Raw genomic sequence first — 26,001 nt, 5'->3', positions numbered from 1 at the left:
CTCAAGGGGAAGCCTCGCGGCGCCCTCCTGCGCTTCCCTCCACCGGCGTGATCAGCCGCGGAGAAGACAGCCGAGGCTCGTGCAGGCGCAGGAAGGCGTGCGCCACGGCGGACAGCCCCCAGATGGCCGAGAGGTGATGCGCATCCGCCTCGAGGCGCTCGGGGAACCAGCGCCCTCGGAGGTGGCGCCTCGCGAGCAGTGCGGCCCCGAATCGCCGTGCGCGTGAGGCGAGCGCGGCATCCCCCCACGTCTGGGCCGCGTCCAGGGCGAGCTCGATGGCATCCAGTTGGACGGCCACCGAGGACGCGGCTCGAGCCTCCTCGAGCGCGCGCAGCACTCGAGGCCGGAGCGAGCCGTCGGGTCGTTCTTGTTCGCGCGCCACGGCGAGCCGGGTCAGCAGGGCGCCGGGGGTGTCACGCTCCCCTGGCGCGAAGCGCCGCCACCGTGGCGCCGAGCCGAGCCGCTTCTCCACACGTCCGGCACACAGCTCCAGACCTTCGGCCAGGGGAGGCAGTCCGTCCAGGGTGCGAGAGCCCGGCCACAGCGGGGGCGCGGCGTCCGTCGCGAGCCGCTGCTCCAGCACCTCGACCACGAGCCGGGCGGCCCCAGGCTCATCGGAGGCGAGCAGGACCAGCAGCAAGCCCGTCATGCCCGACACCACGTCGAGCGAGGTCCGCGCGAGGAGGGCCTCCAGTGGAAGCGCGGCGAGACGAGCCCTCGCCAACTCCTGAAGCTCCGGCGCATCCAGGACGATGCCGCACCGGTACAGAGCATGGAGCTGCGCTCCGATGCCACGGAACGCACCGGTCTCGACGAGAGGCGCAGTGGCGGAGCCGGGATGTGCAACGGCCCATCGCACCGGCTCGAGCGCACCCAGCGCCGCGGCCCGGAAACGCTCGAGGCCGCTCACCCTGTAGAGGTTCGCGAGCACGAGGGCGATCCCCGCCGAGCCCGTCAGCACGTCCGCGGGCAGGACATCCAGCCGCCAGAGATCGTGGAGCGGCTGGTATGTCATTCCCAACCAGGCCAGCGCTCCCCCCGCGGAGATCGCTTCACCCAACAGGGTGTCCCCGACGCCGATGGCCTCCGCCAGCCAATCCGGAGAGGCTTCCTCTTCGACCCAGAGCGGCTCCGAAGGTGGCAGGGCATGCCGTCCGGCCGCGAGCGTCGATCGCAGCAAGTCCTCATGCCTCCCGAGCGGAAATACATCCAGTTCCCGGATGCGCCGCCGCAGACGAGAGAGCGCATCGCCCTCGAAGAAGTCCTCTTGCAGCAGTTGCCCGTCGGCGCCGAGCAACGCATCGCCGCCGACATGACAGAGGAAGTAGGGCACGTCCAGCCAGCGCATGGCGTCCACTTCCGCCCGCACCGCCCGGCATTCCGCCTCCGCCTCCGGGTGGGCACGGGCCCCGCGGAGCAGGCTGGAGAAGGCCTCCTCGCGGCGCTCCTGCTGGCCCAGCAGCGCCGGTGCCAACCCGGCCTGGATGAGCCGGTGACACGACCAGGTATCCCGGTGGATGTACCGGACTGGCAGCCCGGCCATCCTCGCGAGCGGACTTCCGGCCCCGAGCAACTCCTGGCGGCTCGCGAGCAACCGGGCGTGCATCGCCCGGTATCCCTCCAGGAGGGCCTCGAGGTGATCCACGGCCCTCACGGGCTCACCCGCCAGCATCGGAGCATGCGCAGCATGCGTCCAGCGGGCGTGGCCCCGCCGTAACGGGCTCATGAAAACGCGTGGCGGCGCCAGCGCCCCGACATCCTCCGCGGGAACACCCGGAGCAATGACCAGCGAAGCGGCGAGGATGCCGAGCAGCGCCACCGACTCGTGGAGACGCTCCTCCGCCAGCCGCGAGGCCAGCGGCTCCGTGGACATGCGCCGGCGGGGCTGAAGCACCATCTCCAGGTCCACCAGCACTGGGAACTCCCCCGCCGCCACCACGTTGTCGAGCCAGAAGTCCCGCCCCTCCAACAGTTGCAGCAGGCGCACGAGCATTCCCATGCGGAAATAGAACCGCCCGGCCGCGGCGGCGCTCTCACAGGGCCCCGCCGGAACGAACTCCTCCCATGTGTAGCCTTCGCGGCAGAGCACCGCGCGGACGTGCAAGGACAGGGGCAGCCCCCGCTCGTTCAGGAAGGCGCAGAACTCCTGGGCCTCGCGCGTGATGCGCAGATCCTTCGGCTTGTAGACGGCACGAAGCCCTCCCTCGAATTGAAGGACCGCCACCGAGCGGCCACCGTGCAGGTCGCCGAGATCTCCAAGGACACCCGAGAGAGACGGCACGGGAGCGCCGTGGAAGAGCGTCCTCCCCAGCAGTTCCGAATCCACGGCGAGCCGCGACAACATCTCGAGGACATGCACCCGCCAATCCAACATGCGCCGTGTCAGAAGAGCGGCGAGGACGGGGTACGCCTCCAGCCGCTGCAACCACCCCTTCGTGCTCGCATCGAGCGGAGCGGGACCGCCGGACACGGCCTCGATGGCCCGGCGCTCGTACGCCAGCACCTGGGCGCACGTGGCCACGAGACGGCGGGAGAGAAGCCCCACGAGCGCCCCATGCGCGGAAGGGAGCATCCGCACTTCCACGTGCGCGAGCTGGCGCGAGAGGGCCACACCGGCGGCGACGAGGAGCGGTCCCAGCACGGCCTCTTCCGGGGTGGCGCTCCAGGCCATGACGGCCTCGTCCTCGACCTGCTCGGCCTCCTCCAACCAGAGCGCGAGCTCACGCTCCCAACCCGGCACGGCGCTGCCCTCCGGGACCGCCCGGGTGGCGAGTCGTGCCACCCGGACATGCAGCGAGGCCGGGGGCTCTTCCCTCATCACATGGAGAAGCCAGGTGCGAACACGTCCACCCAGCGCTCGGCGTGGCGGATGCCCTGCTCATGCATCACGGCCTCCGCCTCGGCGACGAGCGTCCGTCCCTCGTCTCCACCGAGCAACCGCCCCTTGCGCCAGCGCGCGCAAGCGACATAGAGCGCCATGTCCGCCTCGGTGAAGCCCGCGATCGCCGCCTCCAGCTCACGGAGCGCCTCCTCGGGCTGTCCTCGCGTCATGGCCACGCCAGCCAGGAGGAGCGCCGCCGACGCGCGTGAGTAGTGCCGGCCCTCTTGCCGCAACTGCTGCGTATCCTGGGAGACGCTCGCCAGCATCCGCTCACGCTCCGAGGGCCGCTGACACGCCAGCGCCAGCGCGGCTCCCGCGTGGAAGTGGAGCCCCTGCACGCGGGTGAACTGCCAGCCCATGGCATTGGCGGCGAGCGCCGTCTCCCACGCTCCATCCAAGACCTTCCAGGCCGCGGCGGCATCTCCCCTGTACAGCTCGCACTTCGCCGAATCCACGACCCCATAGAGGTTCTGGGGCGTGAACAGCTCCGAGGACCACTTGGAGAGCGCTCGCCGGAGCTGCTCGAGCGCGGCCTCCGGCTGGTCCGCCGCCAGCAAGGCATCGCTCGTGTGGATCTCCAGCGACACCCCGCCGAACAGATCTCCCGTCTCCTCGGCGATCCTCAGCCAGCGATTCCCCCGGCTCGCCGCCTCCCGGAGCAATCCCAGTTGCGAGAGCGAATAGACGTCGCACATGCGTGCCTGGCTGAGCTCCCACGCGATGCCCGCGCAGCGCTCCTGCAAGAGCTGGTCGCCCTCCGTGAGCAGGCGCTCCGCGACACGCCAGTGGCCCAGCGACATCTCCGCCGTGCCACGCGTCACCTTGTACAAACCCGTCAGATACGGATCGTCGCCCAAAGCGCGCAGAAGGCGCTCGCCCTCGGCGAACATGTGGTTGCCCGCCTCGACATCCGCGGGCGTCGCCCGCGCCACGGTGACCAGCCCGAGAATGGCCAACCCGCGCGCGGTGCGCCGGGCGTCTCCCGCCTGGGCGGAGAGCAGCGTACTGCGGGTGCTGTAGTAGCCCCCTCGCAGGATGTCCACCGAGCCCAGGCCCTTGGACGCGCTCCAGGCCACATCCGCCTGGCGCAGCAACAACGGCGAGCCCGCTCCCTCCGGCTGCTCCTTGAGCCGATAGCCTCCGCCCTGCAACTGGATGGAGTGCTCGATGATTCCCTGCAACGCCTCCTGGATCGTCGCCGGGTACGGCAGTCCCAGCTCGATCACCAGCGGCCTGAGGATCTCGGTCCCCTCCCGCATGCACCCGCTGATCAGGTACTGCTCGGCGGCGCGCCGGCGCAACTCGAGCGCCTCCTCGGATTGGGCACTCCGCGCCGCATCGAGATACAGCGGCGCGGCCTCCACGCACCGGCCCGCGTTGACGAGCGCGTCCGCCCGCTTCTCCACCAACGCCGCTTCCCCGGGCAGGCACTCCAGCGCGTCCCTGTACAGTTGAGCGGCGCGTTCGAACGCGAGCGCGCTCGCGGCGCGATCGCCAGCCATGGCCGCGTAGCGCCCGGCCTTCTCGCGCACACCGGCGCCCCGGAAGTGCAGCGCCAGGAACTCCGGCTCCTCCCCGCCCTTGTTCTCGAGGAGCGTGGCGAGCTTCAGGTGGTGCGCCGTGAGCACCGGCGCCGACAGGTGGTTGGAAACGCTCTCACGGATCCGATCGTGATAGCACTCCGCCAGATCCTCCACCCGCGCCCCCCGGGTGCGGACCAGGTTGGTGGAGCGCAGGAGGGTCCATGGGGCATGCGGGTCCGTTCGAATCCCGGCCGCGTCCGACACGAGCCCCTGCTCCACCGGCCTGCCCGCCACGGCCACCAACTCCAGGAGGCGGCGCACGTGCTCGGGCAGTTGCGCCACCCGGCTCAGCACCACCTGCTCCAGCGACACCGAGGCCAGCTCTGGCCCCCGTGCGCCCCGCGAGCGCGTGTACTGGACCAGCTCCTCGACGAAGAAGGGGCTCCCGTGCGCCTCTCGGGCGATGGCGTGGACCCGGGGATCCGTCACGTCCACCTGGAGCAACGAGGCCGCGAGCTCGCGCGATTGCTCCTCCGTGAGGGGACCGAGGACCACCTCGCGCACATCGAGCGGGTTCTCCAACACGGCGCCGCGTGCACGGTGCGCCACGAGCAGTTCCGCGGCCTCCCCCTCCCCCGTGCGGTAGCCGCACAGCAACAGCAACCGCGGAGCGTCCGGCGGATCGATCAACTCTCCCAACGCGATGATGCTGTCCTGATCACCCCACTGGAGATCATCGATGTGGAGGACCACCCGGTTGTTCTGGGCCAACCGCGCCAACAGCTCCTTGAAGCCGCGGAAGGCTCGCAGACGGAGCTCTTGTTGATCTCGACTCGAGTCCGTGGGGCTGGGCTCCACACGAGAGAAGGCCTCCACCTGGCGCAGCACGGGAAAGATGCGCAACAACTCGGGGAGGTGCTGGGGCGCCAGCGCCTGTGCCTCGGCCAGGGGCAGGGTCTGCAGGTAGCGGGCGAGCGCGTCGATGAGCGGATCGAACGCCTTGTAGGGGACGGATTCGCGCTCGTAGCACCGCCCGCTGAGGACGATGGCGCCACGCTGCTCCCCAATGGCCGTGAAGAAGCGGTGCACGAGCGTCGTCTTGCCCATGCCGGACAGGCCGTGGACGTGGACGACGACCGTCCGACTGCCGATTCCCACGGCCGTGTAGGCGTCCCACAGCGCGGCGAGGTGCGCCTCGCGGCCAATCAGGCCGCCGTCCCGAGATGCCGCCTCGAGCGGCGCGCCCGTGGCCTGCCCCAACAGGGACAGCACCTCGTGCCCCTTGGGCCGCAGGGAGGGGTCGCGCTGCAGCAGCGCGCGGCACAGCGCGCCCAGATCCTCCGGAACATCCTTCGAGGGAGGAAGAGACGGCGGCTCGCTCAGGGCCTTCGCCCCCGTCAGCCGGCTGCGAGAGAAGGCCTTTCTGCCGGTGAGCGTCTCGTAGAGCATCACCCCGAAGGAGAACCAGTCGCTGGCTTCGGAGGCGGGCAGCCCGGCGACCTGCTCGGGTGAGATGTAGGCGGGGGTACCGGCCAGCTCGCTCACACTCGGCTCCGCGCGGTTCTTCGACAGACCGAAGTCCACCAGCACCACCCGCCCGTCGCGCGCCAGGAGGACGTTGCGAGGCTTGATGTCACAGTGGAGCCGCCTGGCGGAGTGCAGTGCGTCGATGGCGAGGGCGATCTGCCGGAAGATGCGGCGGATCTCCTCGGCTGGCAGCAGGGGCCGGGGCGGAGCCACCGCGAACGCCGCGGCGCCCGGGGCGTCCTCCGCGACGGGCGAGGCCTCCGGGACGCTCGCCATGGTGGCGGTCACATCCTGGTTGAGGTCCTTCACGGAGGTGACCGTGTGGGAGGGCGGGAAGGCGGTGGCCCCCGAACGCTCCTGGACGGCCCGCTGCAGCCGCACCCAGAAATCCTCCCCGTCGATGTACTCCATGGTGAAGAACCATCGATCGTCCACCGACATCAGCTCATGGAGCGACACGAGGTTCGGGTGGTTCACGTTCGCCATGAACCGGAACTCGTTCTTCAGCCGCAGCAGCGCGCCGGGCTCCAGCCGGTGCAACGTCTTGAGCGCCACGATCGTGCCGCGCTCGGTGTCACGCGCCTGGTAGACAACCCCCATGCCGCCGACGCCAACGCGCTGAAGAATCTCATAACGGCCGAGCCGGTATCCCGGCGGGAAGATCTCGTCAGGCGTGCTCACGTTGCTGGAACTGGCAGCCTCTCCAACGATCCCCGCGCTCATCATTCTCTCCGTTGTTGGGCGGCTCCGGACGTTACGGCCTGGAGTGTGGCTCTGCCAAGGCCTGCCCCTCGCCAGGGGTACATCCGTGGATCGCGAACTCCGCGACCGAGGACTCCATCACGCCCTCCGTGGCGGCAGCGTGCTCGAAAAGTTCCGGGTTACCACGCCCCACCACACAGGCGGAGAGTCCCATCGCCGTGGCTGCCAGTGAGAAGGACTGGAGCAGGACTCCCGCTTCCTTGAGGATGAGCGCATAGGCGATGGACTCGTACTTGAAGGAAGTCCGTGCGAACCGGGCCGCGAGGATCAACAAGACCCGCGGCGGATGCGAGCCCACCTGGGCATCCGCCAACAGGGCCCGCACGGTGGGAGACATCCCGCCGCGCTGCTCGAGCCGGTGACCGGCGGCATCATAGTGATAGAGGCCGGGCTCCATCCCCTCACACTCACCCACGACGACGTAGGTCTCCAGGGGATAGCGGGCACCACCGGAGGGATGGGGCCGACTGGATTCCTCGTCGCGCTCGCCTGGACGCACCTGCCTCACGCGCGCGCACCGGAACAGCAGCTCTCCCAGGTGAGCGAGCGTGAGGCCCCGCGCTCCAGGCTCTCGGAGGGAGCGGCGGCGCTCCATGACCTCGACGAGGGGTGGATCCCGCCGCGCCAGCAGCGCGAGCTCGGGGCGGGGCAGCGCGATGGCCGGCTCGGAGGGAGGAGGGACCGCGGGAAGCGGGGCGACCGTGCCCGCCAGACGGTAGGTGCCTCCCACGCGCCGCCCATAGAGCCGTCGGCGGGAGCCCGCATGGAAGAGCAGATCGTGAAACTCCCAGAGAGCCAGAGCGGGGCGTCGCTCCTCCTCGGTGCTCCCATCGGACTCCGCGGCCAGGACGAAGCCCGTGCGGAAGAGGAGCTCCAACAGGGTCAGGGCGGCGGGGACTTCGTGAGGAGCGAGCCGCTCCACCGCGGCGGCGGGCGTCGCGGGCATCGCGAGCCCGGCCAGGAGCACCAGGGCGGCCGCATGGCCAAGCACCACCCGGCCATGAGCGCGAGGGCTCTCGAGGACCAGCGCCTCCCCGTCCCTCCGGACGTGCGCGAAGCGCGAGAGCCGGAGCCACCGCACCGAGGTCAGCGACTGGGACGACAGCTCGAACCGGGGAGAGAGCGGCTCCAGTGTGGCGAGTGTTCCCGCGGGACCCTGGACGAGATAGCGAAGAGCACCTCGCCGCGCGAGCTTCGCCAGGATGACATGCAGGAACACCACGGCCTGGAAACCACCCGCCCTCTCCACCTGCCCGACGAGTGCCTCCTCGGAAACGCTCCCTCCCACGAGCAACGTGAAGGCATCCCAGATTGCCCGTGGCAGGACCCCCAGGGGGAGCGGTTCATCCTGCTCCCACAGCCGAGGGCCGTCCTCGCCCCGTTTGATGCGGATTCCAGCGGGGAAGGCAACGTGGAGGAACGAGGAGCTGGAATCAGACATGGCCTTCACTCGGATGACCGCATTCAGATGAAGATACCCACCGGGTTGAGCTGATCCTCGGGGGTGGGCTGGGACAGCCATCCCAGGCGCACGGGGACATCATAGAGACGCCCGGGGCCCAGCCGTGGCCACATATGGCGCAACCCAGGCACGATGACCCGGGCCACCGAGAGCCCGACATCGGGCCGTGTCTGGTCGAGCACCAGCGTCTCCAGCCCGAGCCGCCGCGCGCTCTCGACACAGCGCTCCACGTCCTCGCGGAGATCCTCGCTCCCGGTTTGTGACAGGTACGCGGCGGTGTCCGCGAGCGCCCCCTCCGCCGGAACCAGGTAGGGATGCCAGGCCAGGGTGGCCGTCTCGAGCCACCGGGTGAACTCGGACTCGCCAGGAGGGGCTCCCGCGGCCGCGAGCTCCAGCAGCGGAAGGAACTGGTTCATCTCGGTCAACGCCCGGAGGATGCCAAGACGGGCCTCCAGGTGGGCGCCGAAGCCCATGCTGATCCGCTCGGGCGCACGTGTCACATCGCGCGAGATGGCCGCGAACGTGGGAATGCCCAGATCGGTCGTGAGGTCCAGGACCCAGAATTCGCGGCCCATGCGCTGATAGGACTTCGCCAGCTCGTGGCAATACGGCTCGTCGAAGTCCTCCAGGCGCACGCGCGGGCGGCGCACCCGGTTGTACCACCAGAGGGCCACCGCATCCCGCTCCGCCAGCTCGAGGAAGCCCTGGAGGATGGCCTCTTCCAGGCTGTTGCCAGCGGCGCACCCGTTGGAGTCCGCCCAGCAGAAGGCGGGAGCGCCGTCCGAGTAGCCGTAATAGCAATAGGCCGTGGGCACGTAGCGCATCCTCCGCTGCGTCAGGGACCACACGGGCGACCATTCCACGCGCTGGCCCTCGTCGAAGGGGTGGGGAACCCGGTGGATGCGCGAGGCGCTCGTGGCGTTCCAGTGCTCTCGGATGCGGTACTGCCGTTCGCTGAAGCCGAGCAGGAGTTGGGGAGGGAGCGCCTCCTCCCCGAGTCCCCGGAACGTGTCCCAGCGCCGGGCTTCGTCTCCCTGGAACACGCCGCAGTAGCGCTCGATGGCCTCGCACAGCCCGCTGGCCCGGGCCTGGGCCCACGTCTTTCCCTTGCCGGTGCTCCGATTGCGCAGCGTCTGCCTGAGCAGGTCCAACTCCTGACTACGACGGGCGAAGTTGGGCCCGGAGTCGATGATGGGCGCGAGCTCGCCCTGCCCGGTGTGTATGGGTTTGAGCTGCTGGACCACTCCCGTGAGCCGGCTGACGTGGTGTTGGTGGAGGCGCAACGTCTCCTCGGGGCTGGTGAGCCGGTGCCCCCCATCCTGGGTGAAGCGCTTGCGCTGGGATTCGAGCTGGAGGGGGCGGAGCTGCCGCTCCTCCATGAGTCTGGGATTGCCACATGCGGGACACTGCGGGCGATGGACAACCGTGTGGTGCTCGGTCTGGAGCGCCATCATGTCCAGCGTGACGAGCACGTCCTCGAGCCCGCTCTTCCCGGTGACGAGACCTCGGACCATGGCCATGGCCAGCAGGGAGGCCGCCGCGCGCAGGGAGCTCTCGCTGGAACCACGGCCCGGCTGGGACAGGAAGCCCTGGCCGCGGCGCTCCTCGATGAACTTGAGGACGAGGCGGTTGGTGCGCAGGCGCTGGGCCAGACACTCCCAGCACGCCGTCTTCCCTGGCACGAACCAGGGGCCGAGCCAGGCCACCTTGCCCGTGAGCCGGGCCAGCACCCAGGGCCCGCCGGAGCGCAGCGCCCGCTGGTTCAGCTCCGCGAGGGAAGGATTCAGATAGTCATCGGCGACGACGAGGGTCAAACCACCGCCATGCTCGACGAGCGGGATGCCCGCCGCCTCGAGCGCCTCCTCCAGGACCGTGTCGAGCGTTGCATTCCCGGACCGAACCAGGGACACCCGCGACGAAGCCAGGGCCCTGGCTCCGCTGGTGGCGTCCACGCCCAATCCATTCCAATACTCGACGTCCTCGGGAGGGATTCCAGGAGCCGCCTCGACGAGGTAACCCTTCCGTGTCAGACGTTCCAGCGCGTAATACACCTTCGCGGCCGTGTAGCGGGGCTCCAGCGCCGCGACGATATCATCCTGTGAGCGCTGACCATCGGCCAGGGGCACCAGTGCCTGATAAAGCTCCCCGCCAAGCCAGACGACATCCTCATCGGTGAGCAGGAATACACCTACGGATTCGATGGACTCGACCTGGAGGTGTCGACTGAAGACAGGAATCCGGGGAACAGCCATGCGGCGATGATACCACCTGCGACAACCCTCAAGCCGTGCTCGAGTTGGCGCAGTTCGTCCTCTCGGCGTACGCGGAAAGCGCCTCCAGGCTCTCGTCCTGCAAGTCCCCCGGTTTCGGAGGAATACTCAGAATCACGGAAATCACCGAGGCGGGATTATCGTAGACGACGACCTGATACGCGGCGTCCTCGATGATGGGCAAATCATACTCCTTGGCCACACTCAACGGATCCCGCTTCAGCCGCTCCATGAAAGCATCGTCTGCCCATGCCCTCGCCACGATCTTGGGCCATGTCCGCTTCCAGGATGCATTCGCATCCGACACGCTGCGATCCGTCATCTGACCACCGTAGAGGGTAGCGCGAGAGGACACGACCTAACCACGCTCGCCCCTGCCTGTCAACGCAGGAAAACTTGAGCTGTTTTCGCGTGCGGTCGAGGAAACTCAAGTCATGGCATCTCTGCCCATCCTGGATTCAGAAGCACACGTGATTGAGCCCTTGAACCTGTGGAACAAATACCTGGAGTCCGCCTTCCAGTCGCGCGCGCCCACGTTCCGTGAGGCCCGGCGCTCCCAGGAGGAGGAGCTCGGCGACGTCGTGCAGCAGGCGCGTTTCCATTATGCATGCGCCAGGCAGGGGCTCTCCCCCGAGGCGGTGCAGCGGGCGCTCGACATGTCGAGCCCTGGCTTCCACAACATGGAGCTCGACGGCGAGCTGCTGCTGGGGCCCGTGGCCCAGAGTGTCTGGCATCGCGGCGCCATGCAGGCGCTCGTGCATTATCTGCCGCAGATGCTGGCGGGGTATGACGCGGCCTCGCACGTGGACACGCTGAGCGCCATGGGCGTGGAGCGTGCCTATCTGTACCCGACGAAGGGGCTCTTCCTGTTCGCCGTGGACACGCTCGACCCCGCGCTGACCGCGGCACTGGTGCGCGCGTACAACGACTGGCTCCGGGAGTTCAGCGCCCATGCACCGGACTTCCTGCGCGGGGTGGGAGCGCTGTGCCAACACGATCCGGAGCAGATGGTCTCCGAGCTGGAGCGGGTCGCCTCCTGGGGTTGGAAGGCCGTGATGCTCCGTCCCAATCCCGTGCGTGGACGGATGTTGAGCGATCCCGCCCACGAGCGCTTCTGGACGCGATGTGAAGAACTGGATGTGGCGGTCGGCGTGCATGAGGGAACCCACGCCCGGGTCCCCACGCTGGGGAGCGATCGCTTCCAGACGCACTTCGCGAGACACGTCTGCTCCCACCCCCTGGAGCAGATGACGGCCCTGCTGGCGCTCATCGAGGGGGGAGTGCTCGAACGCCATCCAAGGCTTCGCGTCGGGTTCCTGGAGGCGGGCTGTGGTTGGCTCCCCTATTGGCTGTCGCGCCTCGACGCCAAATACGCAGACATGAAATGGGAGCTCCGGGACAACGTGCGGATGAAGCCCTCGGACTACTTCCGGCGGCAATGTTTCATCACCTGCGAGGCGAACGAGCCTGGAATCGAGCTGGTCATCGACAGGGTCGGCGAGGGGTGCGTCCTCTTCGGTTCGGACTACCCCCACGTCGATCATCCCCCCCGCATCCGCGAGGACAGCGCCCTGCTCGTGGAGCGGCTCACTCCCGCGGTCGCCAGACGGGTCCTCTGGGACAATGGCTGCCGTTTCTACGAGGGGCGGAGCTGACGTCCGGCTCAACTCCAGACATGCCGGCGTGAGCAACCCCACCGGCCCCTCTCTCCATCCGGGAGAGGGGCCGTGACGCCCGCGCCGCTCAGCTCTTGGTGAGCGGGCGGTAGCGGATGCGGTGCGGCTCCAGGGCCTCGGGGCCCAGGCGCTTCTTCTTGTCCGCCTCGTAGTCCTCGAAGTTGCCCTCGAAGAAGAACACCCGGCTGTCGCCCTCGAACGCCAGGATGTGCGTGGCGATGCGGTCCAGGAACCAGCGGTCGTGGCTGATGACCACCGCGCAGCCCGCGAAGTTGAGCAGCGCCTCCTCCAGGCTGCGCAACGTCTCCACGTCCAGGTCGTTCGTCGGCTCGTCGAGCAAGAGCACGTTGCCGCCGCTCTTGAGCATCTTCGCCAGGTGCACCCGGTTGCGCTCGCCGCCCGACAGATCCTTCACCCGCTTCTGCTGATCCTGCCCCTTGAAGGCGAAGCCCGCCAGGTACGCGCGGCTCGGCATCTGTCCCGCCCGGCCCAGGTCCAGGAAGTCCAGCCCGCCACTCACCTCCTCGAAGACGCTCTTGTCCCCATTCAGCGCGTCGCGGCTCTGGTCCACGTACGCCAGCTTCACCGTCTCGCCGATGCGCAGCTCGCCCCCGTCCGGCTTCTCCACGCCCGTGAGCATCCGGAACAGCGTCGTCTTGCCCGCGCCGTTCGGTCCGATGATGCCCACGATGCCGCCCGGCGGCAGCTTGAAGTTCAGGTCCTCGATGAGCAGCCGGTCCCCGAACGCCTTGCGCAGCCCCTTGGCCTCCACCACCAGCCCGCCCAGCTGCGGCCCGGGCGGAATCGTCACCTCGCCCGTGGGGTCGCGCTTCTCCTGCGTCTGGTTGAGCAGCTGCTCGTACGCCGCGATGCGCGCCTTGCTCTTGGCCTGACGCGCCTTGGGCGAGGCGCGCACCCACTCGAGCTCGCGCTTGAGCGTCTTCTGCCGCGCGCTCTCCGTCTTCTCCTCCAGCTCCAGCCGCTTCTGCTTCTGCTCCAGCCAGCTCGAGTAGTTGCCCTTCCAGGGCACGCCCTCGCCGCGGTCCAGCTCCAGGATCCACTCGGCCACGTTGTCGAGGAAGTAGCGGTCGTGGGTGATGCAGACGATGGTGCCCTTGTACTCCTTGAGGGCCTGCTCCAGCCACGCCACGCTCTCGGCGTCCAGGTGGTTGGTCGGCTCGTCGAGCAGCAGCAGGTCCGGCTTCTCCAGGAGGATGCGACAGAGCGCCACGCGGCGCTTCTCGCCACCGGACAGCTTCGTCACGTCCGCGTCCCCGGGCGGTAGACGCAGCGCGTCCATGGCCATCTCCAGGGTGCGATCCAACTCCCAGCCGTTGCTCGCGTCGATGGCGTCCTGCAGCCGGCCCTGCTCGGCCAGCAGCTTCTCCATGGCGGCGTCGTCCATGGGCTCGGCGAACTTGGCGCTCACCTCGTTGAAGCGATCCAGCAGCACGCGGATGGGCTTGAGGCCCAGCTCCACGTTGCCCTTCACGTCCAGGGTCGGGTCGAGCTGCGGCTCCTGGGCCAGGTAGCCCACGCGCGCGCTCGGGTCCGGCTTGGCCACGCCGAAGAACTCCTTGTCCACGCCGGCCATGATGCGCAGCAGCGTCGACTTACCGGAACCGTTGGGGCCGATGACGCCGATCTTCGCGCCCGGGAAGAAGGACAGGTAGATGCCCTTGAGGATGTCCTTGCCTCCCTTGACCTTGCGCAAGTCCTGCATGGTGAAGATGAAGTTCTGGGCCATCGTGCTCTCTCGCTCTCTTGCGGCTGGGTGACGGGACGCAGGCGGATACTAAGGAGCCACGGCGGGCGCAAGACGCACGGACGGTGCGATGGCGTCCAGCGAGCATCAAAACGCTGCCAGGACACTCGGCGGGAGTGCTAAAGCCCCTGCCATCATGTCCCCCCCTCCCGCGCTCGAGCTCCGAGGTCTCTCCAAGACCTATGGCGACAACAAGCTCACCGCCCTGTCCGATGTCACCCTCAGCATCCGCCCCGGGGAGATCTTCGCCCTGCTCGGCCCCAACGGAGCCGGCAAGACGACGCTCATCGGCTCGGTCTGCGGGCTGGTGAAGAAGACGAGTGGCAAGGTGCTCGTCTTCGGACAGGACCTGGACGAGGATCCGGTGCGCCCGCGCTACCAGATCGGCCTCGTGCCCCAGGAGGTGAACTTCGACCCCTTCTTCACGGCGGCCGAGTCGCTCTACATCCAGCAGGGCTACTACGGGCAGCCGCGGGACGAGGCCCGGGTGAAGGAGGTGCTCGCCGCGCTCAACCTCACCCAAAAGGCGGACGCCATCACCCGGGCGCTCTCGGGCGGCATGAAGCGCCGGTTGCTCATCGCCAAGGCGCTGGTGCACAAGCCGAAGCTGGTCTTCCTGGACGAGCCCACCGCGGGCGTGGACGTGGAGCTGCGGCGCGACCTGTGGAACTACGTGCGTCGGCTCGCCGCCGAGGGCACCACCATCGTGCTCACCACGCACTACCTGGAGGAGGCCGAGGAGCTGGCCGACCGGGTGGGCGTCATCAACGAGGGGAAGCTCCTGCTCGTGGAGGACAAGACGACGCTGTTGCGCCGCCTGGGCGAGAAGCGCCTCATCGTCACCTTCACCACGCCGGTGAGCACGCCCCCCGAGCCCGCGCGCCAGGCGGGCGCCACGCTCTCCGCGGACGGCCTCACGCTCACCTACCCCGAGCGCGAGGGCGGTCTGCCGGGCAATGACGTCCTGCGTCTGCTGTACACGCAGGGCTTCCCGGTGGGCAACGTGGAGACGCGCAGCTCCCGCCTGGAAGACATCCTCATCGAGATCCTCCGCGGCAAACCCGCCGCCAGCGCCGCCGCCGCGCTCAACGCCCTCGCCCCCGCCACCGCCACGCCATGAACACGATTGGGATGAAGACCCTGTTGGTGAAGGAGGTCCGCCGCTTCATGCGCGTGCCGGGCCAGACGGTCCTCTCACCGCTCATCAGCACCTCGCTCTACTTCCTCGTCTTCGGCTACTCGCTGTCCGGGCGGGGAGCCCACGAGGTGGAGGGGGTGCCCTACCTGTCCTTCATCGTCCCGGGGCTCGTCTTCCTGGGCCTGGCCAACAACTCCTTCCTCAACAGCTCCTCCTCGCTCTTCATCAACAAGATTCAGGGCACCATCGTGGACCTGCTCGTGGTCCCCCTGGGTCCGCTGGAGCTGCTCGCCGGCTTCATCGGGGGCGCCATGGTGCGCGGGCTGATGGTGGGCCTGCTCACCTGGGTGGTGGCCACGCTCTTCACCGGCTTCCAGCTCGCGCACGTGCCCGCCACGTTCCTCTTCCTGCTGCTGTCCTCCTACACCTTCAGCGTGCTGGGCGTGCTCGCGGCGGTGTGGGCCGAGAAGTTCGAGCAGGTGAACTTCTTCCCCACCTTCGTCATGCTGCCGCTCACCTTCCTCGGCGGGGTGTTCTACTCGGTGCGCGAACTGCCTACGCCCTGGAACCACGTAAGCCTTTTCAATCCCATCGTCTACATGGTGGAGGGGTTGCGCTACGGGATGCTGGGCAGCAGTGGCTTTTCGCCGCTGTGGGGAGGAACCATCCTGCTGGCGGTGGCGCTCGTGGCGACGGCCCTGGCCTGGGCGGCGTTGCGCTCTGGCTACAAATTGAAAGCCTGAGGGCTTGTGGTGGACGCTCCCCTTGCTCCTCCGTACGAGGAGCGAGTTGGGGCGTTCGCGGATTCTTGAAAGCCACGCTATGTTGGCGAAGCATGGCGGTACCCCTCGGTAAATATCATTTGCTGCGCAAGATTGCGTCCGGTGGGATGGGGCAGGTGTTCCTGGCGCGCGAGCACGGTGGGGGAATCGAGCGGCTGGTGGTCATCAAGCGGGTGTTGCCCCACCTGGCCGAGGACGAGGACTTCCTGGCCATGTTCCAGGAAGAGGCGCAACTGGTGGCGGGGCTGCGCCACCCCAACCTCATCACCATCCTCGAGTGGGCACAGGTCGAGGGCCGCTACTGCCTGGCCATGGAGTACGTCCAGGGAGAGGACGTGCGGCGGCTGGACAGGTTCGCGCGGGCGCGGGGCACCCCCGTGCCGGTGGGATTGACGCTGCGCATCGTGGCGGAGGCGGCCGCGGGGCTGCACCACGCCCACCAGGCGCGCGACGCCGAGGGCCGGCTGCTCCACCTGGTGCACCGGGACGTGTCGCCGCAGAACATCCTGGTGGGCTTCGATGGCGGGGTGAAGGTCATCGACTTCGGCGTGGCCAAGGCCGCCGGGAGCGCCTCGACGACGGCCACCGGGGTGCTCAAGGGCAAGTACCCCTACATGTCGCCCGAGCAGGCGGATGGCCGGCCCGTGGACGCGCGCAGTGATTTGTTCGCCCTGGGTGTGGTGCTGTGGGAGCTGCTCACGGGCCACCGGCTCTTCAAGGGCGAGTCGGACCTGATGACGCTGCGGCTGGTGCGCGACTGCCAGGTGCCCCCGCCCTCCCTGCTCAACCCCGCGCTGCCCGCCGGGCTGGACGCGCTCGTGCTCCGGGCGCTGAGCCCCACGCCCGAGGCGCGCTTTCCGGATTGCGGAGCGTTCCGGCTGGCCCTCGAGGACTTCATCGTCCAGAACCGGCTGTCCGCCAGCAGCGCGCACCTGTCCGCCTGGCTTCGGGAGCTGTACGCCGAGCGCATCGCCAACGAGGCCAACCCCGCCTCCCTGGATCAGCTCAACGAGGACTCGGACCTGGACGCCCGGTCCAACACCTCGCGCAGCGGCAGCGACGCGCGCTCGCAGTCCCAGACGGTCGCTCCCCTCACGCCCACCACCCACACCGGCGAGTCCGGGAAGCGGGTGCATGTCACGCGCACCGTCTCACCCGAGGCACCCCGGCGGCGCGTGAGGTGGGGTTGGGCGGCGATGGGCATCGGCGTGTCGCTGCTGGCCGGAGGAGCCGCCGTCATCCTCCTGCGCCAGGAGAAGCCCGCCCCGGCCCCTCCTCCCATCATGCTCTCCGCCCCGTCGCGCGCGGTGCCTGCCGAGCCGCAGTCACGGCCGGTGACGCTCACGGTGCGCTCGGAGCCGGCGGGCGCACGGGTCGAGGTGGAGGGAGCGCCCTACGGGGAGACGCCGCTGGAGCTGCCCCTGGAGCCGGACGCGCCACCGGTGACGCTGGCACTGACGCTGGAGGGGTATGAGCCCACGTCGCGGCGGGTGTCCGCCGGAGATGCCCCCGAGCTGTCCGTGAAGCTGCGCCCCCGGCAGGCGGCGCAGAAGCCCCCACGCCGGGGCGCGCCCCCGCTCGACATCAAGCTGGGCCGCTGAGGGCCCCGCGCGGCCTAGTGCCCGAGGGGAAGCCGCAGGCTGAAGGTGGAGCCCTCGCCGAGGCTCGACTTCGCGCCGAGCGAGCCCCCGTGCAGCCGGGCGATCGCCGAGGCGATGTACAGCCCCAGTCCATGCCCGCTGCCTCCCGAGTCCTCCGCGCGGTGGAAGCGCTCGAAGATGTTGGGCAACTCCGAAGCGGCGATGCCCTGGCCCCAGTCGCGCACGTGGACGACGGCGAGCCCGGGCGAGAGCGACAGCGTCACCTCGACATGCTTGCGCTCGCCCCCGTACTTCACCGCGTTGGACAGGAGGTTGTTGAGGATGTTGCGCACGCGCTCCGAATCGAAGGAGAGCGGGAGCGGCTGCTCCGTGCCCACCAGGCGGAAGTCCACCTGGGGCTGCAACTCCCGCCACTCCCGCACCACTCCCTGGAGGAACGAGGCGAAGTCCCCGTTCTCCTGGCGAATCATCAGCTTGCCATCGGAGAGGCGGGCCGCATCGAGGATGGAGGTGACGAGGCCGGTCATCCGGTCGAGCTGCCGCAGGATGGCCTCGGCGTGCTTGCGCTCGTCGGGGTCCGCTCGCGTCGTCTGCTTGCGCAGCAGCATCTGGGCGTTGAGCCGCGCGGAGCTCAGGGGCGTCTTGATTTCATGCGCCACCCAGTTGAGCATCTCCTCGCGCATGACTCCGTCGGGGTGCACCGCGCCGGGTCTGGCCTCCGGTGCCACGTCCGTGGCGGGACGCACGCGCAGCAGCCGGCGCACGGCGGTCTCGAAGGTGTCGAGGTCCACGGGCTTGGCGAGAAACTCCGTGGCCTCTTCCAGACCCGGCGGGCGCGCGGCGCTCAAGAGCAGGAAGGGCACCTCGCGCAGCGCCGTGTCCGCGCGCAGCTCGCGCAGCAGCTCCATGCCGGTGCGCCGGGGCATCATGTGGTCGCTCACCACGAGTTCCGGCGGCTGCGTCCGGGCCAGCAGCAGCGCCTCTTCCCCATCGTGGGCCCTGAGGGCGCGGTGGCCCAGGTCCTCCACGATCTGCGCGAAGATGTCGAGCATCGCGTCCTCGTCCTCGGCGATGAGAACGAGGCTCATGTCGATACCCCTCCAATGCTCGTGCCCACGGCACGGGCCTGTCCCGTCAGCAACCCCTCCGCCGAGCGCATGGGCGCCAGCACCCGGATGCCCTCGTCCCTGATCTCGAACTCGCGCAGGTCCCCGTCGTACCGGCTGTCGCGCATCTTGAGGATGGACAGGACGCGATGGATGCGCCCGCGCAACTCCACGTAGCGCAACAGCACCAGGTTCTCGCCGAGCATCGCGATGGGCGAGTCATTGAAGTCCAGCTCGGTGCCGGCCACCTTCGACACTTCCTTGGTGAACAGGGACGTCACGCCCGCGCGGCGCAGATGCACGCTGAGCGCGGCCATGAAGGTGTGCCGGCGCTCGGGGTCGCAGATGGACCGCTCCAGCTCGGACAGACCGTCCACCACGAGCCGCTGCACGCCCAACCGCGCCACCTCCTCCAGGAGGCGATGGGCGATGGCATCGGCTTCCAGCTCGGACGGAGGCAGGTGGAGCATGTTCAGCGCCCCGCGTGACACGTCCTCCGCCACCTCGAGACCGATGCGCCGCGCCCGGGCGACCGACAACACCGGGGGCTCGAAGAAGGACACGAAGAGCGTCTTCTCTCCCTGCCGGGCCCCTTGCGCGGCGAAGTGCGTGGCGAGCAGGGTCTTGCCAATGCCCATGCTGCCCGCGAGCAGCGTCGTGCTGTACGCGGGCAGGCCCCCATGCAGCAGGGCATCGAACTCGGGCAGGCCAAAGCTGGACCGGGTGGATGGCGGGGCGACCTCGAGATCGGAGGGCACCTGGGCCTCCAGACGGGGGATGACTTGCACGCCATCGCGCCCCAGTTGCATGAAGTGCTCACCGGTCAGGTGGTCCCGGCCGCGCAGCTTGACCACCTCCATCCGGCGCAGGCGGCGCCCCCCCTGGCGCAGGACATCCAACGCCACGATGCCATCCACCGTCGTGGCCTCCGGCAGCGCCAGCAACTTCTCCAGGGCGTACTCGGTGGTGAACAGCCCGATGCAGTCCATCGCGGCCAGCCCGATGCCCAGCTCGTAGAGGAACTCGCGCAGCTTCGCCTCGTCCTGCCACAGGTCGCGGATGGAGCGCAGTCCGTCGATGAAGAGCAGCCTGGCGCCGCGCTCGCGCACGGTGTGCAGCAGGATGTCGCGTGCCTCCTTGGCGCCCTTCTTGAGCGAGGCATAGGCGCTCACGAGGAAGAGCTTGTCGCCCAGCAGCCCGCGATCGAAGAAGGAAAAGCCGGAGAGGGCCTGGACCAGCTTGTCGTGAGGCTCGGAGGTGACGGTGGCCAGCACCACGGGGATACCGCGCGCGGCGGTGCGGAAGGCCACCTGACCGCACAGGATCGTCTTCCCGCAACCGGGGTTCCCCGTGATGATGACCGACTGGCGCCGAGGGATGCCGCCGCCCAGCAGCAGATCGAAGCTCGGAACGCCAGAAGAGAAGATCTGCTGGTAATTGGATGTATCCATGATGGCTTGCTCGCCGCGAACAGGAAGGGGGCTGCTGGGCGCCAAATCTCCTAGCATGGAACGACTTCCGCCCATGCCCGTACACGCCTGCCCGGCCCCCCTCCTCGCGCTCACCCCTCCAGACGCACCACCGCGGCCGAGGGCCCGTCGAGCCGGAGCACTCCCCCGCTCAACGGAGAATGCGTGGAGGCGCCGCCAAACCGGGACTCCTCGCTCCACAACTCCAGACGCGCGCCGGCGGGCACGCGGTGCTCCAGGCCGCCCTTCACATTGACGAAGACCTGGAACGTGCCTCCCGGTCCCCGTCGCTCCAATACCAGCGCGTTCTGCCCCAGGGGTCTCGCGTCGAAGGAGCCCCGGCGGTTGGCCTTGAGGATCGGCTCCCGGGCACGCAGCCGCAGCAGCTCCCGGTAGAGCGCGAGCACCCCGGCATGCGCGGGCCTGCTCGCCTCGTTCCAGTCGAGCTTCGAGCGGGTGAAGGTCTCCAGCGCCTGGGGATCCGGCACCTCGTTGCCCGAGAACTTCGAGAAGCCGGCGAACTCCTTGCGCCGCCCCTCGGTCACGAGCCTGCCCAGCTCGGCGTTGTGATCGGTGAAGTAGAGAAAGGGCGTGCTCGCGTTCCACTCCTGCCCCTGGAAGAGCAGGGGCGTGTAGGGCGAGAGCAACAACAGCGTGCTCATGGCGCGGAAGGCCGCCGGGGAGACATCCGCTCCCAGCCGTTCGCCCTGCGCCCGGTTGCCGATCTGATCGTGATTCTGGATGCAGTGCACGAAGTGCCACGGCTCCAGCTCGCTCGCGGGGGTGCCCCGGGCCTTCTTGTGCACCTGGGACGTCTGCCCCTCGTAGAACCAGCCCTGGCGCAGCGTGCGCGCGATGTCCTCCACGCTGCCCGTGTAGTCCGCGTAGTAGCCCTCGCTGTCACCGGCGAAGGCCCGGCGCAGCTGGTGGTGGAGATCATCCGCCCAGATGCCATCCAGCCCCAGGCCCTTCTTCTCCACGGGCCGCGCCAGGCGCGTGTCGTTGCGATCGTCCTCGGCGATGACGACCGCGCTCCGGCCCCGCGCCGCGGCCCGCGCCCGCTGGGGAATCTCCTCCAGCAGGTGGGGCGAGCTGTCGTCGATGATGGCGTGCGCCGCGTCCAGGCGCAGGCCGTCCGCGTGGTAGTCGCCGATCCACATCTCCACGTTGGAGAGCACCAGCTCGCGCACCACGTCGGAGCCCTCGCCGTCGTAGTTGATGGCCTCGCCCCAGGGCGTGTGGTGGTGGTCGGTGAAGTAGTGGGGCGAGAAGCAGCGCAGGTAGTTCCCGTCCGGACCGAAGTGGTTGTAGACGGCGTCGATGAGCACCCCGAGCCCGTGCGCGTGCGCCGCGTCGATGAGGCGCCGCAGTCCCTCGGGGCCGCCATACACGGCCGAGGGCGCGAAGAGCGACACGCCGTCATAGCCCCAGTTGCGCGTGCCGGGAGTGCTCGCGAGCGGCAGGAGCTCCAGCGTCGTCACCCCCAGCTCCTTGAACGCGCGCAGCCGGGGGATGAGCGCGTCGAAGGTCCCCTCGGGCGTGGCCGTGCCCACGTGGATTTCGTAGATGACCTGGGACCGGGGGTCCACTCCCTTCCAATCGCCGTCCTTCCAGGCGAAGTCGGGCACCACCACCTCGGAGGGACCATGCACGCCCTCGGGCTGCGAGCGGCTCCAGGGGTCCGGGAAGGGGCCCTCACCATCCACCCGGAGCTTGTAGCGCACGCCGGCTCCCTTCCCGGCGAGCGTGGCGGTGAAGAAGTCACCGCTTTCACGAGTCATCGGCAGCGTGTCGCCTGGCTGCCCCTGGGGCCCGAACAACACCACCTCGAGCTTCTGATGTCCGGGAGCCCAGACCCGCCACCGCACGCCCGTCCCCGGCTCCACCCACGCGCCCAGACGCGGCACCGCTGCCCGCGCCTTCATCGTTCTATCCATGGAGAGCTACTTACCCACCCGCTTCGTGCATGGGAGTCCCGAGCGCATCCGTCCGTATGGAAGATGTTCACTGGTGACCCTGGAGAACGTCCGGTGGATGCCCCCTCCGAGAGCGGGCGGGCACTGGCGCCGAGAGCAGGCGACGCTTGTCCCCGATGGGGCCTACCGGAAAGATGCCGCCCACCGCATGAGCCTCCGCCCCGAACGACGTCAAGTCCTCCCCTTCGAGCCCAGTGAATCCGTTCGCGATCATGTCGCCGCCCTGGAGGTGCTCTCGCCCCGGGACATAGACCGGCGCCTGTCCGAGCTGGGCTACCGGGGACAACAGGAGGCACGGCGCGCGGCGTCGGTGCTGGCCTACCGGCACCTGCAGCGGCTGCGGCGCATCCACCTGGAGGGCATTCCCCCCGAGCCGGGGATGCGCGAGAACTGTCTGTTCCTCGGGCCCACGGGCAGCGGAAAGACGTTCCTCGTGGAGCTGCTGTTCCGGGAGATATTGGGCGTGCCCACCGTCATCGTGGACGCCACGCAGTTCTCCGAGACGGGCTACGTGGGGGACGACGTGACCACGATGCTCTCGCGGCTGTACGAGGCGGCGGGCGGAAACGTGGAGTGGGCGGCCTGTGGCGCCATCTGCATGGACGAGTTCGACAAGCTCGCCACCAGTCGCTCCGACGCGCGTTTCGCCGGGCAGCAGACCACCAAGGACGTGAGCGGGTTTGGCGTGCAGCGCAGCCTGCTCAACCTGCTCAGCGCGCCCCGGGCGGACTTCCCTCCGGACTTCGGCTTCACCAGCCGCACGCCGCCCGTGCCGCTGGAGCTCTCGGCGCTCACCTTCATCGCGTGCGGGGCCTTCAGCGGGCTCAAGGGCACGGCGGAGGAGCTGGGCGGCCAGAAGGAGCGGCTGGGCTTCGGACGCGAGGCGCGCAAGCGCGAGGCGGCCATCGCGGAGAAGGTGACCGAGGATCAGGTAGAGCAGACGGCGGCCTTCGCGCGCTACGGCTTCATCCCGGAGCTCATCGGCCGCTTCAGCCGCATCGTCTCCTTCGCGCCCCTGGACGAGACCACGCTGGGCAGCATCCTGGAGGACAACGTGCTGCGCGGCTACCAGCGCGAGTTCTCCCACGAGGGGCTGGAGCTGGTGGTGGAGCCCGCGGTGCGCGAGTGGGTGGTGGCCCGGGCGCTCAAGCGCGAGACGGGGGCGCGCGGCCTGCGCGCCGCCCTGGTGCCCCAGCTCGAGCGCGCCGCCTACGAGCACTTCGGTGAGCCCGAGGTGTCCACCGTGCGGCTGGTGCTCGAGGGTGACCAGGTGGCCGTCGTCACGGACTGAGCCCCACCGCCCGAGCCCTTCAACGACGACGCGGCGCCAGGGAGGCTCCCCGGCACCGCGTGCGTGCTGCTCCAGACTCCGGGCCGCGCTCAGCCCTGGTACTGGTGGATGGACATGATGGGGTAGTTCATCGACGACATGGTGATGCGCTGCGAGCCATCGCTGTTCACGTTGTTGGAGCCGATGAACTGGGGCTTGCCGTCCTTCATGCCGGCGTACATCACCACGTGGTGGCCGCCCGGGGTCTTCATGCTCACCACGTCACCCGGCTTGGCCTGGGCGAGCGACACGCGCTTGAAGTTCGGATCCTTGTCCAGGTTGGCCTGCAGACCCACCACCGAGTTGTGGTGCTGGCCGTTCTTGATCTGCCCCGCCTGCTCCAGGCACGCGGAGACGAAGTTGGCGCAGTTGACGTTGTTGGGCACCCAGTCATCCATGTCCGCGCCCACGCCGTTCTTCTCCAGCTTGAGGCTGCCGGCGTTCTTCTGCAGGTGCGACTTCGCGATGTCGAAGGGGCTGCCGCCCGGACCGCGCGTCGCCGGGCCCGTGCCGCCCGTGCCCTGCGCGGAGCCCGTGGAGCCCGTGCCGCCCGTCTTGCCGCCGCCCTTGGCCGGCTCGAAGCTGTCCACCCGGCCCGGGATGTTCAGGGCCTTGCCCGCGTAGATCTTGTTCGCGTCCTTGATCTGCGGGTTGGCCTTCATGAGCGCGTCCACCGTCGTGCCGTTCTTCTTGGCAATGCCCGACAGGGTGTCGCCCCACTTGATTTGGTAGTTCTGCGACCGGGTGGAGGAGACGGGGGTCATGGAGGTTTCCTCAGAAAAAGGGGTTCAAATTCGCAAACTCGAAGAAATTATCGGGACCCGAGGGCGGAAGTTGCAGCTCCTGGCTCCAGATTCCCGACATGACCCCCGACGACCCCCCGTGACGCGACGCGGCGGAGAAACCCCGCAAAGACGAAGGGCCGGAAGGCCCCGCCCCCGTGCTGGGAAGCGTGAACCCCTCCGGCCCTCGTCATGTCCCGCCCTCACCCCGAGCGGGATGAGGGGCTGGGAACGGGCTTACGGGTAGAGCGCGCGGGCGCCGGTCTTGTCCGAGGCCGTCAGCACGAGGTCACCCTTCTGGGTGCCCTTGCACTGGGGGTAGTGCATGACGGAGGAGGCATCGTAGGCCGTCAGGGCGCGCCAGCTGGCGTCCTCGTAGCAGCCGGTGCTGGAGAGGCGGGTGTGCTCGTGGCGGAAGCCGAGCGTGTGGCCCAGCTCGTGGCGCAGCACGCCGGTGAGCGTCCAGACGCCCAGGTTGCCGAAGGCGCTGCTGTCGACGAGGACGTTGCGGGCCGAGCGGCTGGAGTTGGGGAAGAAGGCGCGCGCCGTGTAGGACTGGCCGCTCACCATGCGCACGTCGAACACCACGCCCGTCTGCGACGCGGTGCAGTTGGAGTCGAGGCTGCTGTTGTGCACGAAGTTGACGTTGGCCGTGGCCTCCCAGGCGGCCACCGCGCTGTTCATCGCGCTCACCACGGTGCTGTAGCGCGAGCCGAACGAGGACTGGCTGATACAGTAGGTGATGTTCTTGGCCGCGGTGGCGCTCCACTTGATGTCGCTGCCGGTGTTGTACACGGCCAGGCCACCGGTGCTCTCGCCCACGTCACCGCGCGCCACGACGGCGTCATAGTACGCGCGCAGGTCCTCTACCGCCTCGTCGCCATTGACGATCCACACATTGCCCTCGTCCTTGATGGCCGAGGCCTGAAACTCTTCGAACGACGGAATGCGAGCGCTCTCCTCGACCGTCTCGGGACCGCCGCAACCAACGAGAGCCGCACCAGCCAGCAACGCCATGGAAATCTTGCGCATTGAACTTCCTCAAGGGGGACAACGAGGGGGCGCGAGCCGCCGGAGGTCATCCGCTGCGGCTACGCGCCCCGGGCCATGAGCAACTCACGGGCCAACTCCTCCGCCCCTCGGAGAACCCCTCGTCCTCCCTTTTTTACCGGGTAAGCCTGGAGTACTCATGCTCCAGGAAAAACGACCAGAGCTGTAAATCCCCCTGACATCCCCCGCGCGGCGAAGCCAGTTTTCGGGGGGTTGGAAGGCCCGACCCGGATTGACCGGAATCCGGGCAGGGGCGTCCGACTTTCGGACAGTGGCCGAATCGTCATCCGAACAGGGCGCGGGGAGTGGCGTCGCGCCAGCGGATGAGGAAGGTGCCGGCGGTGCCATCGAAGGACCACACATCCACGAACACGTTGCGCGCGCCGGCCAACTGCTGGGCACGGAGAATGAGGCCGGCGGCGAAGGAGGAGTAGTCGTCGAGGACGTCGTTCATCCACAGCTCGACGTAGCGGGGGGAGTGCTCCACCAGGCGCACCTCGCTGAAGTTGTTGCCGCTGCTCAGGTCCGCCCCGATGCGCTCGAGCATCCGGCGGGGGCCGAGCACCGGCGCGAGCTCCGCCAACACGCGCCCCATGGATGTCTGGAAGTAGCCTTCCACGAAGTGGATGCCCATCCACCAGTGCGCCTCGGCGGAGGGCAGGTGCGGGTAGAGCAGCTGGGCGGCGATGTGCAGGAAGACCTTCCACTGCGCCAGGGGATAGGCGACCTCGAGGGGCTGCTCCAGGTCCAGCCCCACGTTGCGCAGCAACCTGCGGCCCACTCCCGACAGGGTGGCGCCCAACTCGCGCACGAACAGCGCCTCGACGGCGGCGGCGAACACCAGCTTCTGCGGCGACATGGACGACCTCCCTGGCATTCTGGCATCGCTCCGCTCGGACAG

General features: G+C 68.9%; 17 protein-coding genes. 5 read left to right on the top strand and 12 right to left on the bottom strand.

Features of this window, described 5'->3' with window-relative positions:
- Window position 1: 1 nt before the first annotated feature.
- From CYFUS_RS04205 to CYFUS_RS04185, 5 genes are all read right to left on the bottom strand, one after another.
- Window positions 2–2,818 (bottom strand): DUF4135 domain-containing protein, encoded by a 2,817-nt coding sequence (locus CYFUS_RS04205; RefSeq protein ID WP_095984058.1) that lies wholly within the window; start codon window positions 2,816–2,818, stop codon window positions 2–4.
- Window positions 2,818–6,612, bottom strand: coding sequence for a serine/threonine-protein kinase (locus tag CYFUS_RS04200; RefSeq protein WP_198316451.1), 3,795 nt, complete (start codon window positions 6,610–6,612; stop codon window positions 2,818–2,820). The genes CYFUS_RS04205 and CYFUS_RS04200 overlap by 1 nt, the downstream gene beginning before the upstream one ends.
- A 73-nt stretch (window positions 6,613–6,685) precedes the next feature.
- Complete coding sequence (locus CYFUS_RS04195) at window positions 6,686–8,134, bottom strand: SagB family peptide dehydrogenase (RefSeq protein ID WP_157758230.1); 1,449 nt, start codon at window positions 8,132–8,134, stop codon at window positions 6,686–6,688.
- A gap of 23 nt (window positions 8,135–8,157) precedes the next feature.
- The gene (locus CYFUS_RS04190; RefSeq protein ID WP_095984055.1) at window positions 8,158–10,407 is read right to left on the bottom strand and encodes a TOMM precursor leader peptide-binding protein; all 2,250 of its coding nucleotides are present in this window, start codon (window positions 10,405–10,407) and stop codon (window positions 8,158–8,160) included.
- Between the two features lie 28 nt (window positions 10,408–10,435).
- A complete protein-coding gene (locus CYFUS_RS04185) occupies window positions 10,436–10,657 on the bottom strand; it encodes a hypothetical protein (RefSeq protein ID WP_157758229.1) in 222 nt (73 codons plus the stop codon).
- Window positions 10,658–10,859: 202 nt separating this feature from the next.
- Between CYFUS_RS04185 and CYFUS_RS04180 the strand changes: the two genes are divergently transcribed.
- On the top strand, window positions 10,860–12,080 hold the full coding sequence (locus tag CYFUS_RS04180) for an amidohydrolase family protein (protein WP_095984053.1): 1,221 nt from the start codon (window positions 10,860–10,862) through the stop codon (window positions 12,078–12,080).
- An 88-nt stretch (window positions 12,081–12,168) separates the two neighbouring features.
- Here the strand turns inward: CYFUS_RS04180 and ettA are convergent, their stop codons facing one another.
- The gene (gene ettA / locus CYFUS_RS04175; RefSeq protein ID WP_095984052.1) at window positions 12,169–13,848 is read right to left on the bottom strand and encodes an energy-dependent translational throttle protein EttA; all 1,680 of its coding nucleotides are present in this window, start codon (window positions 13,846–13,848) and stop codon (window positions 12,169–12,171) included.
- Window positions 13,849–14,002: 154 nt separating this feature from the next.
- On the opposite strand from ettA, the gene CYFUS_RS04170 reads away from it, so the two are divergent.
- The 3 genes from CYFUS_RS04170 to CYFUS_RS04160 all read left to right on the top strand — a co-directional run bounded on the left by CYFUS_RS04170 (window position 14,003) and on the right by CYFUS_RS04160 (window position 17,387).
- Window positions 14,003–14,986: an ABC transporter ATP-binding protein gene (locus CYFUS_RS04170; protein ID WP_095984051.1), complete on the top strand. Its 984-nt coding sequence runs from the start codon at window positions 14,003–14,005 to the stop codon at window positions 14,984–14,986.
- A gap of 11 nt (window positions 14,987–14,997) precedes the next feature.
- On the top strand, window positions 14,998–15,747 hold the full coding sequence (locus tag CYFUS_RS04165; protein WP_232537356.1) for an ABC transporter permease: 750 nt from the start codon (window positions 14,998–15,000) through the stop codon (window positions 15,745–15,747).
- Window positions 15,748–15,839: 92 nt separating this feature from the next.
- Window positions 15,840–17,387: a serine/threonine protein kinase gene (locus CYFUS_RS04160; protein ID WP_095984049.1), complete on the top strand. Its 1,548-nt coding sequence runs from the start codon at window positions 15,840–15,842 to the stop codon at window positions 17,385–17,387.
- 14 nt (window positions 17,388–17,401) lie between these two features.
- Here CYFUS_RS04160 and CYFUS_RS04155 read toward each other — a convergent pair whose 3' ends face one another.
- The 3 genes from CYFUS_RS04155 to treZ all read right to left on the bottom strand — a co-directional run bounded on the left by CYFUS_RS04155 (window position 17,402) and on the right by treZ (window position 21,899).
- Window positions 17,402–18,475, bottom strand: coding sequence for a hybrid sensor histidine kinase/response regulator (locus CYFUS_RS04155; protein WP_095984048.1), 1,074 nt, complete (start codon window positions 18,473–18,475; stop codon window positions 17,402–17,404).
- Entirely contained in the window at window positions 18,472–19,944 is a 1,473-nt protein-coding gene (locus tag CYFUS_RS04150; protein WP_232537355.1) for an ATPase domain-containing protein, read from the bottom strand. The genes CYFUS_RS04155 and CYFUS_RS04150 overlap by 4 nt, the downstream gene beginning before the upstream one ends.
- Window positions 19,945–20,054: 110 nt before the next feature.
- Complete coding sequence (gene treZ, locus CYFUS_RS04145; RefSeq protein ID WP_420042681.1) at window positions 20,055–21,899, bottom strand: malto-oligosyltrehalose trehalohydrolase; 1,845 nt, start codon at window positions 21,897–21,899, stop codon at window positions 20,055–20,057.
- 187 nt (window positions 21,900–22,086) lie between these two features.
- On the opposite strand from treZ, the gene CYFUS_RS04140 reads away from it, so the two are divergent.
- On the top strand, window positions 22,087–23,229 hold the full coding sequence (locus tag CYFUS_RS04140) for an AAA family ATPase (RefSeq protein ID WP_095984046.1): 1,143 nt from the start codon (window positions 22,087–22,089) through the stop codon (window positions 23,227–23,229).
- 89 nt (window positions 23,230–23,318) lie between these two features.
- Here the strand turns inward: CYFUS_RS04140 and CYFUS_RS04135 are convergent, their stop codons facing one another.
- From CYFUS_RS04135 to CYFUS_RS04125, 3 genes are all read right to left on the bottom strand, one after another.
- Entirely contained in the window at window positions 23,319–24,032 is a 714-nt protein-coding gene (locus CYFUS_RS04135) for a C40 family peptidase (RefSeq protein WP_095984045.1), read from the bottom strand.
- A gap of 255 nt (window positions 24,033–24,287) precedes the next feature.
- Window positions 24,288–25,082 (bottom strand): M57 family metalloprotease, encoded by a 795-nt coding sequence (locus CYFUS_RS04130; RefSeq protein WP_095984044.1) that lies wholly within the window; start codon window positions 25,080–25,082, stop codon window positions 24,288–24,290.
- 301 nt (window positions 25,083–25,383) lie between these two features.
- Complete coding sequence (locus tag CYFUS_RS04125; protein ID WP_157758228.1) at window positions 25,384–25,959, bottom strand: DUF2378 family protein; 576 nt, start codon at window positions 25,957–25,959, stop codon at window positions 25,384–25,386.
- Window positions 25,960–26,001: the final 42 nt, after the last annotated feature.

Origin of the sequence: Cystobacter fuscus (assembly GCF_002305875.1) — a bacterium.
In the GTDB taxonomy this organism is placed as follows: Bacteria; Myxococcota; Myxococcia; order Myxococcales; family Myxococcaceae; genus Cystobacter; species Cystobacter fuscus_A.
This window is presented reverse-complemented; position numbering and strand designations above follow the sequence as displayed.

Excerpts from the sequence above, each read along its gene's own strand:
- CYFUS_RS04205 (WP_095984058.1), bottom strand. The coding sequence starts at position 2,818 with ATGAGGGAAGAGCCCCCGGCCTCGCTGCATGTCCGGGTGGCACGACTC.
- CYFUS_RS04195 (WP_157758230.1), bottom strand. The coding sequence starts at position 8,134 with ATGTCTGATTCCAGCTCCTCGTTCCTCCACGTTGCCTTCCCCGCTGGA.
- CYFUS_RS04190 (WP_095984055.1), bottom strand. The coding sequence starts at position 10,407 with ATGGCTGTTCCCCGGATTCCTGTCTTCAGTCGACACCTCCAGGTCGAG.
- CYFUS_RS04185 (WP_157758229.1), bottom strand. The coding sequence starts at position 10,657 with ATGGAGCGGCTGAAGCGGGATCCGTTGAGTGTGGCCAAGGAGTATGAT.
- CYFUS_RS04180 (WP_095984053.1), top strand. The coding sequence starts at position 10,860 with ATGGCATCTCTGCCCATCCTGGATTCAGAAGCACACGTGATTGAGCCC.
- ettA (WP_095984052.1), bottom strand. The coding sequence starts at position 13,848 with ATGGCCCAGAACTTCATCTTCACCATGCAGGACTTGCGCAAGGTCAAG.
- CYFUS_RS04170 (WP_095984051.1), top strand. The coding sequence starts at position 14,003 with ATGTCCCCCCCTCCCGCGCTCGAGCTCCGAGGTCTCTCCAAGACCTAT.
- CYFUS_RS04165 (WP_232537356.1), top strand. The coding sequence starts at position 14,998 with ATGAAGACCCTGTTGGTGAAGGAGGTCCGCCGCTTCATGCGCGTGCCG.
- CYFUS_RS04160 (WP_095984049.1), top strand. The coding sequence starts at position 15,840 with ATGGCGGTACCCCTCGGTAAATATCATTTGCTGCGCAAGATTGCGTCC.
- CYFUS_RS04155 (WP_095984048.1), bottom strand. The coding sequence starts at position 18,475 with ATGAGCCTCGTTCTCATCGCCGAGGACGAGGACGCGATGCTCGACATC.
- CYFUS_RS04150 (WP_232537355.1), bottom strand. The coding sequence starts at position 19,944 with ATGGATACATCCAATTACCAGCAGATCTTCTCTTCTGGCGTTCCGAGC.
- treZ (WP_420042681.1), bottom strand. The coding sequence starts at position 21,899 with ATGGATAGAACGATGAAGGCGCGGGCAGCGGTGCCGCGTCTGGGCGCG.
- CYFUS_RS04140 (WP_095984046.1), top strand. The coding sequence starts at position 22,087 with ATGAGCCTCCGCCCCGAACGACGTCAAGTCCTCCCCTTCGAGCCCAGT.
- CYFUS_RS04135 (WP_095984045.1), bottom strand. The coding sequence starts at position 24,032 with ATGACCCCCGTCTCCTCCACCCGGTCGCAGAACTACCAAATCAAGTGG.
- CYFUS_RS04130 (WP_095984044.1), bottom strand. The coding sequence starts at position 25,082 with ATGCGCAAGATTTCCATGGCGTTGCTGGCTGGTGCGGCTCTCGTTGGT.
- CYFUS_RS04125 (WP_157758228.1), bottom strand. The coding sequence starts at position 25,959 with ATGTCGCCGCAGAAGCTGGTGTTCGCCGCCGCCGTCGAGGCGCTGTTC.